An 11,308-nucleotide genomic window follows, 5' to 3' on the forward strand; every position below is an offset into this window, starting at 1 on the left:
GAGGGTATCATGCGAAGAATGGTTGTTATGATATTAATATTGTTGTTGGTAGGTTTTATAAGAAAAGGTTTTTCCCAGTGGCAACCTGGGCAAATTCCTATAATGACAGTATGGGGTAGTATGGTAACTCCAGAAAATGTGCACAAAGAATATCCGAGACCACAATTGCAGCGAAAAATGTGGAAAAGTCTTAACGGCTTGTGGCAATTTGAGTTTGCAAAAAGTGAAGATGTACCATGGGAACGTAATCTTGAAGGAGAAATTCTGGTGCCGTTTCCTGTAGAGTCAGCACTGTCTGGTGTTATGGAAAAAGCTACAAATAGAGGAATGTGGTATAAAAGATATTTTACTATTCCAAGTGAGTGGAACGGGAAAAGGGTATTGTTACATTTTGAAGCTGTGGATTGGTATTCGAAAGTGTATTTAAATGGTAATGAGTTAGGTGAACATAAGGGAGGTTATGATTCTTTTTCATTTGATATTACTAGTTACATAAAAGATAATAATGAACTTATCTTATATGTTTACGATCCTTCAAATAACGGCAATCAACCCTGTGGAAAACAATGGGAACATCCTGGAGGTATATGGTTTACTCCTTCCTCAGGTGTATGGCAAACTGTTTGGTTAGAGCCAGTAACAGATATTTATATTAAAGAAATCAAGATAACTCCAGATATAGATAAAAAAAGTGTAAAAATTGATATTATGTTGAATAAAGATGAAGATGTATCGGTTGAAGTTAAAGTTTGTGAGGATAGTAAGGTTATTGCGAGCAAGGGGAGAAGAGGCCTAGGAGAAATAGATTTGCAAATTCCAGATTCTAAGTTGTGGTCGCCAGATAATCCGTTTTTATATGGTTTGTTTGTGACTGTTAAGAATGAAAACGGAGATGTTGATTCTATAAGAAGTTACTTTGGTATGAGAAAAATAAATATACTAAAAGATGAGAATGGAATAGCAAGAATATTTCTAAACAATAGGCCAGTTTTCCTTATGGGAGTTCTTGATCAAGGATTTTGGCCAGAGGGGATTTATACAGCACCTAGTGACGAAGCTTTAAAATATGATATAGAATACGCTAAAAAATTAGGTTTTAACATGATACGTAAACATGTTAAAGTGGAACCGGACCGTTGGTATTATTGGTGTGATAAATTGGGAATGCTGGTATGGCAAGATATGCCCAATATAACACCCGGACATGTAATAAATGATTATGATAAAACTCAATTTAAAAATGAATTAATAGAAATGGTTAAAGAGCATTTTAATTATCCTTCGATAGTATGCTGGGTCATATTCAATGAAAATTGGGGTATTCATGATGTTGATAAATTGACAGATGTGGTAAAATCACTTGATAAAACTAGATTAGTAAACTCCAATTCCGGCTGGAATGTAGGTGGTAAAGATCCAAAAGTCGGTGATATAAATGACATCCATAATTACCCATTGCCTAAAATGCCAGAATTGGAATACGCAAGAGTTGCAGTCTGTGGAGAATTCGGAGGGTTATGGAGGTTAGTTAATGGACATATTTGGGGAGATTATGTTCCGAATATTGGTTTTCAGAACAATGATGAAATAACAGATCATTATACAGGAGTACTCATGGATTCTATAAAACAACTGAAAATGAGAGGTTTAAGTGCAGTGGTGTATACAGAAATTACTGATGTGGAAAAAGAATATGCGGGTCTTTTAACATATGATAGAAAAGTAGAAAAATTTAATAAGTCGTCAGTTTATTTGAATCACAAACTTTTAACAGAAGTGTCAAATGATATCTTTAATAAAAAGGATTGTGGGAAGTCTATAAAAAGTTGCATGTTGGAGCAGAATTATCCCAATCCATTTAATACAAAAACTATTATAAGATATCACATTTTGAATAATAGCTATGTTGTTCTAAATATTTATAATATGTTAGGATATAGAGTTGCAAATCTTGTGAATAAAATGCAGCCAGCGGGTTATCATGTAGTATATTTCGATAGTAATAATTTAGATAGTGGAGTTTATTTTTATGAGTTATTAACGGAAAGTAATAGGCAAGTTAGGAAAATGGTTTTATTAAAATAAAAAAAGGAGTTTTAAAATGAAGTCAATAAAATTTATTTTTATCATATACCTGATATTTTTATTTAATATAGTCTTGTTTTGTGAAGAAGAATATTATGTAAATCCTGTTGGTGATTTTGTCAAATATGGTGATGTTGCTGATCCTTGTGTTTTAAAATATGAAGATAAATACTATCTTTATGCTACTTCTTGGGCATCCCATACGTGGGGTTTTAAAGTATGGGAATCTAAGGACCTAGTAAATTGGGTAGACAAGGGGAAAGCGTTCAGTAGATATGATGAAGGTAATGATTGGGGTCAAAAGGATTTTTGGGCTCCAGAAGTTGTGTTTTATGAAGGGGACTTTTACATGGTTTATAGTGCCAGAGCTATTGATGGTAAATTAAGAATAGCACTGGCAAAATCTTCATCCCCGCTAGGACCCTTTAAAAATATTAAAGCACCTTTACTAGACGAAGATATAGTATGTATTGATGGACATATATTTATAGACGATGATGGATCTACGTATTTGTTTTATGTGAAGGATTGTTCTGAAAATATAGTAGGTGGGCGCCATGTAAGCCAAATTTATGTCCAAGGGCTAAATCTGAGATACCGTTTAGTATATGGCGAACCAGTATTAGCAGCTACTCCAAGTCAGCCATGGGAGCTACAGTCAGGTGATTATATATGGAATGAAGGGCCATATGTAGTAAAGCATAATGGTATTTATTATTTAATGTATTCGGGAAATGCTTTTTTTATGGCTGAATATGCTATTGGTTATGCAACTGCTACAAATCCATTAGGACCATATACTAAGTATGAAAAAAATCCTGTTCTTAAAGCGGATTTAGAAATAGGGGTCTCAGGTCCAGGCCACCATTGTGTTACGACTTCACCCGATGGGGCAGAGTTATTTATAGTATATCATTCCCATATTGACCCTAATTATCCAAGTAAAGGCAGAACAATAAATATAGATAGAATGTATTTTGATGAAAAAGGTGTGTTAAATATAAAAGGACCCACTCGATCTCCCCAGCCAATGCCAAGTGGTGTTTCATCATCTTATATTGAAGGTGATGAAGAATTAGAAATGCAAGACATACGAGATATAAAAATCAATGGGGTATTCCCTAATCCTTTTAATGATGTGTTAAGAATTAATTATGAAATAATTAAAGATTCTTTTGTTAAAGTTCGAATATATGATAGCATTGGTAAGATAGTAAAGACGATTCAAGTAGGAAATTTAAGCCCAGGAAAGTATTGTATAAAATGGAATGGTTTTAATGATGGTGGTAATAAGGTGTCATCGGGGGTGTATTTTTGTGAAGTATGTAGCGTTAGATATAAAGACATAGAAAAAATTGTGTACTTAAAATAATAATGAAATTGGGGAGGAGTTGTAAGAGTTATGAAATGTTATTATTTGACTATAGTGATTTTAATTATGCTTATTAGTAAAGGATGCAATATTGAGGTAGAGAAGTCAGACTATCCCGGTGTCTTAAGATTGAATTTACAAGCAGATCCAACAGATACATCCATTACGATTCTAGATAAAACCTATATTCCGGATACTTCTAGCGTTATGAAAGTTAAGGTTTTTGAGGCAAAAGCATATATAGATAGTTGCTATACAATATTGCTACCAACTTTGGATGCATTTATAGATGAAGGAAGAAGTTATGATATTTTAAAAAAAGATGAGGGTAAATATAAGAGGTACAAAATATATGAATCATATGCTCCCCCTGGGATTTATAATCGGCTCCAATTTGGTATAATAATTAAAGAGCTTGAAATAGGTGGATACAAAATTCCTATAGAAGTTCCAGAAGGGGGAAGTTTGATTTATAATTTTGATATAGAATTTGCTGTTTATGAGGACGATACGACGGAAATAAATATTCAAATAAAGCCTTTTGAGTCTCTTTATAGATATAGAGATTCTTATATATTTAATGGGAATTTAGAAATAACGAGCATTAATGTATATCGGCAAAAGTAAAGCTTGTAAGGGGTGCAATATGTCATTTATTAACTTGTTGAAGCGATGCATATTAGTAGCATTTATTGTACAGGTGTTATTTGCAGGAAATACAGGAAAGATTGCCGGTGTTATTATAGATGTCGAAACAAAAGAACCTCTTGTAGGTGCTAATGTAGTAGTAAAAGGTACGAATTTAGGAGCAGCAACGGATGAAAAGGGTAGATATTATATTTTACAGGTCCCTCCGGGTGTATACACTATAGAGGTAAACTACATTGGATATACTAAATCGATAATTAAAAATGTGGAAGTTAGAGTTGATTTAACTACCCATATAGATGCTGAATTAAAGCGTTCGGTTATGAAAATGGAAGAAATAGTTGTAGTTGCAGAAAAGCCAATAGTTCAGCATGATGTTACATCAACAAGAAAAAGCATGACAAGAAATGAATTGGAAGATGTGCCCGGGATTGAAAATGCTCTTGATATGTTTAAATTGAGTGGAGGTACAGTACTGGGTGTTAGACAACCTGTTATAATGGTGGGTGAAGGAATACAGCTTCATGCAAGAGATGAAAGCCTGAAAGATGTTCATATTAGAGGAGGGCGTGGGGGGGAAATTCTATATATTGTTGATGGAATTCCAGTAACACATCCACTTTATGGAGGTAGAAGTGTTTTAGATTTGAATGTTAATGATGTAGAAGAAATCGAACTCATAACGGGAGCATTTAATGCTGAGTATGGCCAGGCTCAATCAGGGGTTGTGAATATAACAACTAGATCTGGGAAAGATTATTATTCAGGAAGCATAGAATATAAGACCGATAACATAATTAGTCCTTCAACTAATACAGATTATATAACTTTCAACGTGGGAGGTCCTGGGTTGCTTGATAAAATTATTTTACCATTATTGGGCAAGGATCTACCCGGGAAAACAAACTTTTTTATATCAGGTAATGCAAATTTAACTAATACTGAGTATAATAACCATCGCGAAAGGGAAAAAATAAATTTAATTGGAATTGAATTGAAAGAAAAACAAGATAATACTGGAAATATAAATATAAAGTTAGATTGGTATTCACCCAATTCAGCATTTCATTTAACCGGAAGCTATCATGGATCGTGGCATTCTTGGTCAAGGTTTGACTGGTTGTGGAAAAATTGTCCAGATAATACAGTAGATTATTATAGAGAAAATCATCAATTTAGTTTTAGATTTAATCATACACTTTCAAAATCTACGTTTTACAATATAAATTTTGGCTATTTAGGAATCAAATATAGGGAGTCATTAAATGGTAACAAACCTGCAGATTTCTGGTATTTTGTACCTGATTCAATGTATCAGGATACTTTGGATTATTATATATGGGAAAAAGAATTTTTTGGAAAAAAACCATATAAAGTGTTTTCAACAATTTCAACGCCGGTTGTCGATGAAATAATAGGGTTTTTTACAATTGATTCCTACGAGTCAGTTTGGCGCGATGATAATACAAAAACATATTCAATAATTGGTAGTATAACATCGCAGGTAAGTCATGAACATAAAATAAAATCTGGTTTTGAAATACAATTCCATAATCTTAGGTATATAGATATACAAGACGGTGGAGTAAAATTGTCTAATTATGGATTGTGGAAGTATGGGATAAGTAGTATAGCAGATTCTACTGCAAAGCCACCAGGCCCCTACCCTGAGTTCGGACAAACCAGATGGGCTTTTAATGTTAATCCGGCAGTAGGTGCTTTTTATATACAAGATAAATATGAAGTTGAAACATTAATTATTAATGTTGGAGTGAGAGTCGATTGGTTTTGTTTAGGTGAAACGATATTTAAAAAGAAATATATAGAGCAATGGGAGGATGCAACAGGCTTCAAGTCGAATTGGAAAAAATATAAATATTCTTTTAGTCCTAGATTGGGCATATCATTTCCTATTAATGTGAGAACAAATATGTTTTTTTCTTATGGACATTTTACACAATTACCAGAGTTACAATTTATTTATCGTGATCCGTATTCAGGTGGTTTTACGGGTAATCCAGGATTGGATTATGAAAAAACAATATTATATGAATATGGTTTTATATACCAATTTTTTGAAGATTGGGCAATTGATATGAAAGTATATGCAAAAGATATTAATAATCAGGTTGGTACAACAAGGTTATTAGCGGCGAAGGGAATACCAGTATATATATATGACAACAAGGGGTATGGTAGAGCGAGAGGCATAGAATTAAGGTTAATAAAAAAATACCGTAAACATGTATCTGGTACCTTAACATATACAATTCAGTGGGCGAAAGGATATTCATCTTCGGCATTTGAAGATTATATTCGATCTTTAAATAATTTTCCTAATCCCATAAGAGAGAGAAGAACAAACTGGGACATAAGGCATCAACTTGTTTTTCAGGGTAATATTAGTGTTTCTAAGGCAGACCCTATAAGATTATTTGGCATAGAATTACCGGCAGATTGGAGTATTACTGTGTTATCGAATATATCGTCTGGATATCCATATACACCTGGATCGACAAATCTTTTGGAGCTTCAAGTGAAGGAAAATAGTGAAACTGGTCCTATGTTAATTAATGCGGATATAAAATTTAGAAAACGGATTAATGTTAGTGAGAAATTTAGAATTAATATAATATTAGACATTTTTAATATTTTTGATATTAATAATGTTAATATTGGTTACGGCTTTAATCCTTGGACTGGATTGCCGTATAAATATGGTGATAAAGTTAATAATACTAAGGAGCTATATAGCTGGTATAAGATGTATAATCTGTTAGACCCGAGGCAGTTTTTTTATGGACGTAACGTAAAGTTGGGATTAAAGCTAGAATGGTAAAAATGATGGGATGGTGATATGAAGAAACAATTATTAATTTTTATAATTGGTATTTTTGCAATTGTATTTAGTTCATATGGATATAATAGGCCTGGGAGTGCGGGAGCGCAATTTCTTTTGATTGGTCCATCGCCTAGAGGTATGGCAATGAGTAATGCTATAATATCTTTTCCCAGTGGTGCTGAAGCTACATACTATAATCCCGCGGCAATTGCACTATTTACTAAAACTGAGTTTATGGTATCTTATATGAAATGGTTTGCAAACATAAATTATAATTACGCTTCTGTAGCACGTAATTTTGGGAGAATAGGTTCTCTAGGATTACTGATGACTAGTTTTATTACAGACGAGATGAAAGTTCGAACTCCTCTTCAACCAGATGGAACAGGAGAAACTTTCTATAGTGGAGATTATAGATTTGGAATAATATATGGTTTGCGGTTGACTAATCATGTCTCTATGGGTATGTCATTTAATTATATATATAGTTTTTTATATAAAAATTTTACTAGCAATGCATTTTCTATTGATATATCGGTTTTATATAGAACTAAAATAAATAATTTTAGCTTTGGTATGAAGATAGAAAATTTTGGCTCTGAGATGAAGTTTATTAACGAGGCTTATCCACTACCTACCAATTTTCAATTTGGATTTTCATTTGATGTAATAGATTTAGAGGATTGTAGAATTACATTAGCTATGGGAGCTAATAAACCCAATGAGGGGGATCCTTTAGGAAATGTTGGAATCGAAATGTCGTGGTTTGATATGTTTTTCATTAGAACTGGGTATTGTATTAATGATGAGGTAAGAAATTATTCATTCGGTGGAGGTATATTATTTAAGTTAGCTGGTTGTAGCATACGTTTTGACTACTCATACAGTAATTATAAGAAACTTGGTGGTGTTCAAAGTATAGGTGTTTCAACTGGTATATAATTTGCAGGTAATTATTTTTGTTTAACTAATAAGACAAAGTATGGGAGGTTAATTATGAAGAGAGTTTATGTATACCTATTACTAATAGGAGGTATTTTTGTAGGTTTAAATTCAGGTGTTGCGAGAGAGAGGTGGAGTACTGAAAAAGCAAAAGAATGGTATTCGCGTCAACCTTGGATAGTCGGTTGTAACTTTATTCCAAGTACTGCTATTAATCAAATAGAAATGTGGCAAGAAAGCACTTTTGATCCAAAAACAATTGATAGAGAATTAGGGTATGCCGAAAAGATAGGTTTTAATGCTGTTAGAGTTTATTTACATTATTTAGTTTGGGTTCGAAATCCCGAGAGATTTAAGGGAAGGATAAATGAGTATTTAAAAATTGCAGATAAGCATAAAATTAAAACTATCTTTGTATTATTTGATGATTGTTGGAATGGATATCCAAATTTGGGTAAGCAACCTGATCCAAAACCTGGTGTGCATAATTCTGGTTGGGTGCAGTGCCCAGGTCAAGAACAGGTAACTCAGGTAGCACTTTTCCCTGTTTTAAGAGCTTATACCAAAGATATAATAGCAACTTTTAGAAGTGATAATAGAGTCTTGATGTGGGATCTCTATAATGAGCCAGGTAATTCCGGTCATGGTGATAAGACCTTACCTTTATTAAAGGGAGTTTTCCAATGGGCACTTGAAGAGAATCCTACTCAGCCAGTCACGGCTGGTGTTTGGGGCGGTTCTATAAACGATCGACCAAAACTAAATGAGTTTCAATTGAATAATTCTGATATTATTACATTTCATGCCTATGATGATGTAAAATCTACTATTGCGTTAATTGATACTTTAAAAAAGTATAATCGCCCAATGATATGTACGGAATATATGAGAAGACCAATAAATACCTTTGAGGATCACATGCCCCTTTTTGCAAAAGAAAATATTGGATGTTTGAATTGGGGGTTGGTAAGTGGTAAAACACAGACAATTTATTCTTGGGAAACATGGAAAAAACCTTATGATCATGAACCGGAAATATGGTTTCATGATATTTTTAAGAAGGATGGTACTCCCTACTCTAAGAAAGAGATAGATTTTATTAAAAGAGTGATTAAATCCAAAAATAGATAAAAATTATATAGATTCAATTATGCAGTGTAAATTTGATTGAGGCTATATAGGAAAAATAAGAAGATAGCCTGCTATGTAAATATAAATTTAAAAGTAAAAATAAAGACAAAATATGTTATCATGAGAATTTAGATAATTTTAGAATCATTAAGAGGAATGGTCAAGGATGTATTGGAAGAGGTGATTGTATGTGGAGAGTAGAAAAGACGCGAGAGGTAATGGATATCACAGAAGGAATTAGAAGACGAAGTTGGATGAGTTAAAAGAATTAGAGATGCCTTGGACAAGAAATGGATAATTTAGGAGTGAGATTCTACACTATAGATTACAAAGCTCACCTGAAAAAATGTGTATAAACTTAAGATTTATCATAGTTTTTAGAGAACTTTATATATAGATCTTTTTTAAGTTTATGGGCTTTACTTTAAAAATTGGGATAGGTTTAAGGCTGTTTCATTTTTTTATATAAATACTCTCATGTCAGGAATTAAAAATTAATATTTTTTCAGAATGGATAGCCAAATTGTATAAGTATTTTACTCCAATCTATTATAGTTGTTTTAAGCAGGATATAACATTTTCTGCAAAGATATATCTGTAGGGAATATAGTTTTGGATTTTTAACTTTGCGGAAAGCTCCATGGAGAGCATCTACAGAATTTGTGGTATAGATCAATTTTCGAATATCAGGTGAATAGCCAAAGTAGGTAGAAAGGTTTTTCCATTTACTTTTCCATGAATTAATTACAACGTGGTATCGTTTTCTCTATTTTGTTTTCCAACTGCGAAAGAACATCTTCTGCAGCTATACGTGTAGGTGTTTTGTTAACTTTTCTTAAATCTTTCATAGATTCCTTATAACAATGGCTGTCAATCCCTAGACAAATATAAACAGCGAGAGTTTGTACCTTGCCATAACTACGAACTTTGTAATGAAATGCTTCAAAATAAACAATAACATATGCCGTCTCTAAAAGACAATTCTGCCAATCTTTTACTTGCAGCATTACCTGCTAATAAAGGCAGCTGATATTTCCAATCCATACAACTCTTGCGAGTGATCCTGTATATCACAAACACCAATGCCTTTTTCATATTAAGAAATAATCTTGTAACCAAATTCTCGTTGATATTTGTGTATAAAAACTGGTCCAAATTTTTTATACCTATCCCGTGGAACTTCGATATCAATAATGCCCAATTCACCTTTCAGCTGCCTACTCCTTTTGACATTACACCAATTAGTTGTTTTGTTATCACTATTCTTTAAGGTTCATGACCTAAATGATGTGTAAGCTTTTCAATAAGATTCTTGATAAATCTCTTAATAAGAAAGTTTTTACCTACTAGATAGGGAGTGTCCCAATTTTTGTGTAAATGGGATAAAGGAATATTTTTCTTACTGTTTCTGAGTTGTGTAAATACCTTCAGAGAGTTATGTTTAACCGTTTAACAGACGGAGGTATTTGCCATGAAATTAGAAAAAGCCATCATTCAGAAACTGGAAAAGGATTTGGAGACCGTAAAAACAATGGATGATTTGCTTGGTAAGAACGGGGTTATCAAAAAGCTCGTCAAACACTTAACTGAGCGGCTGTTATCCTAAGGATCTCTTTTGAGACAGGAAGAGCTGACTCAGCATCTGGGATATGAACGTTATCAGAAGAGAGAGCATCATGGTAGCAACTCACGCAATGGTAGTAGCACCAAACATTTAAAAGGGGAGTTTGGTAGCATTGCAATAGATGTGCCCCGAGACCGTGAAGGGGAATTTGAGCCATTGCTGATTGCCAGGCATCAACGTGAATTTGGCGATCTTGAGGGTAAGATTCTCTCTTTGTATGCCAGAGGAATGAGCGTATCCGTAGGATCCCTATTCGGGACGGGATATCCGTGAGCATTTACAAGATCTTTATGGGCTGGAATTATCCGCTGCCTTCATCAGTCGTCTTACCGACAGGGTGCTTCAAGAAGTCTCCGTAGGATCCCTATTCGGGAAAAGACTGGCAACAGCGTCCGTTAGAGTCAGTTTATGTCATTGTATATTTCGATGCTATTCACTACAAGATTCGCAGCGATGGGAAAGTTCAAACCAGGGCAGCCTATACCTGTCTGGGTATTGACGCTCAGGGGCAACGGGATTTATTGGGTATCTGGGTTGGTGAGAGTGAAGGAGCACATTTCTGGTTATCGGTGTTAACTGAATTACAGAACCGTGGTGTAGAAGACATTCTAATTGCCTGTGTGGATGGTTTGAAGGGATTCCCGGAAGCCATCGAGAGTATTTT

General features: G+C 33.7%; 10 protein-coding genes. 8 read left to right on the forward strand and 2 right to left on the reverse strand.

The genetic code is table 11. The features are described 5' to 3' along the window. The first annotated feature begins 9 nt into the window (after window positions 1–9). The 6 genes from H0Z29_09865 to H0Z29_09890 are packed head-to-tail and all read left to right on the forward strand — an operon-like array spanning window position 10 to window position 9,020. The gene (locus H0Z29_09865) at window positions 10–2,085 is read left to right on the forward strand and encodes a T9SS type A sorting domain-containing protein (GenBank protein ID MBO8131802.1); all 2,076 of its coding nucleotides are present in this window, start codon (window positions 10–12) and stop codon (window positions 2,083–2,085) included. A gap of 16 nt (window positions 2,086–2,101) precedes the next feature. Continuing rightward, entirely contained in the window at window positions 2,102–3,457 is a 1,356-nt protein-coding gene (locus H0Z29_09870) for a family 43 glycosylhydrolase (protein ID MBO8131803.1), read from the forward strand. 30 nt (window positions 3,458–3,487) lie between these two features. Beyond that, entirely contained in the window at window positions 3,488–4,084 is a 597-nt protein-coding gene (locus tag H0Z29_09875; GenBank protein MBO8131804.1) for a hypothetical protein, read from the forward strand. 19 nt (window positions 4,085–4,103) lie between these two features. Further along, a complete protein-coding gene (locus H0Z29_09880) occupies window positions 4,104–6,944 on the forward strand; it encodes a carboxypeptidase-like regulatory domain-containing protein (protein ID MBO8131805.1) in 2,841 nt (946 codons plus the stop codon). Between the two features lie 18 nt (window positions 6,945–6,962). Further along, window positions 6,963–7,889 carry a PorV/PorQ family protein gene (locus tag H0Z29_09885; protein ID MBO8131806.1) on the forward strand — a complete coding sequence of 309 codons (927 nt, stop codon included), beginning with the start codon at window positions 6,963–6,965 and terminating at the stop codon, window positions 7,887–7,889. 54 nt (window positions 7,890–7,943) lie between these two features. Next, on the forward strand, window positions 7,944–9,020 hold the full coding sequence (locus H0Z29_09890) for a cellulase family glycosylhydrolase (protein MBO8131807.1): 1,077 nt from the start codon (window positions 7,944–7,946) through the stop codon (window positions 9,018–9,020). A 740-nt stretch (window positions 9,021–9,760) separates the two neighbouring features. Here the strand turns inward: H0Z29_09890 and H0Z29_09895 are convergent. Together H0Z29_09895 and H0Z29_09900 are read right to left on the reverse strand one after the other, a co-directional pair. Beyond that, window positions 9,761–10,027 carry a transposase gene (locus tag H0Z29_09895; GenBank protein ID MBO8131808.1) on the reverse strand — a complete coding sequence of 89 codons (267 nt, stop codon included), beginning with the start codon at window positions 10,025–10,027 and terminating at the stop codon, window positions 9,761–9,763. Window positions 10,028–10,116: 89 nt separating this feature from the next. Further along, window positions 10,117–10,233 (reverse strand): hypothetical protein, encoded by a 117-nt coding sequence (locus tag H0Z29_09900; GenBank protein MBO8131809.1) that lies wholly within the window; start codon window positions 10,231–10,233, stop codon window positions 10,117–10,119. Between the two features lie 402 nt (window positions 10,234–10,635). Here H0Z29_09900 and H0Z29_09905 point away from each other — a divergent pair, with 402 nt between their 5' ends. Continuing rightward, the gene (locus tag H0Z29_09905) at window positions 10,636–10,917 is read left to right on the forward strand and encodes a transposase (GenBank protein MBO8131810.1); all 282 of its coding nucleotides are present in this window, start codon (window positions 10,636–10,638) and stop codon (window positions 10,915–10,917) included. A 140-nt stretch (window positions 10,918–11,057) separates the two neighbouring features. Further along, the coding region (locus tag H0Z29_09910; protein MBO8131811.1) for a transposase at window positions 11,058–11,308 on the forward strand (251 nt) is incomplete at its 3' end.

The sequence above is a fragment of the Candidatus Neomarinimicrobiota bacterium genome (assembly GCA_017656425.1).
GTDB lineage: Bacteria > Fidelibacterota > UBA2242 > UBA2242 > B5-G15 > JACDNV01.

Excerpts from the sequence above, each read along its gene's own strand:
- H0Z29_09865 (MBO8131802.1), top strand. The coding sequence starts at position 10 with ATGCGAAGAATGGTTGTTATGATATTAATATTGTTGTTGGTAGGTTTT.
- H0Z29_09890 (MBO8131807.1), top strand. The coding sequence starts at position 7,944 with ATGAAGAGAGTTTATGTATACCTATTACTAATAGGAGGTATTTTTGTA.
- H0Z29_09870 (MBO8131803.1), top strand. The coding sequence starts at position 2,102 with ATGAAGTCAATAAAATTTATTTTTATCATATACCTGATATTTTTATTT.
- H0Z29_09880 (MBO8131805.1), top strand. The coding sequence starts at position 4,104 with ATGTCATTTATTAACTTGTTGAAGCGATGCATATTAGTAGCATTTATT.
- H0Z29_09895 (MBO8131808.1), bottom strand. The coding sequence starts at position 10,027 with ATGCTGCAAGTAAAAGATTGGCAGAATTGTCTTTTAGAGACGGCATAT.
- H0Z29_09875 (MBO8131804.1), top strand. The coding sequence starts at position 3,488 with ATGAAATGTTATTATTTGACTATAGTGATTTTAATTATGCTTATTAGT.
- H0Z29_09885 (MBO8131806.1), top strand. The coding sequence starts at position 6,963 with ATGAAGAAACAATTATTAATTTTTATAATTGGTATTTTTGCAATTGTA.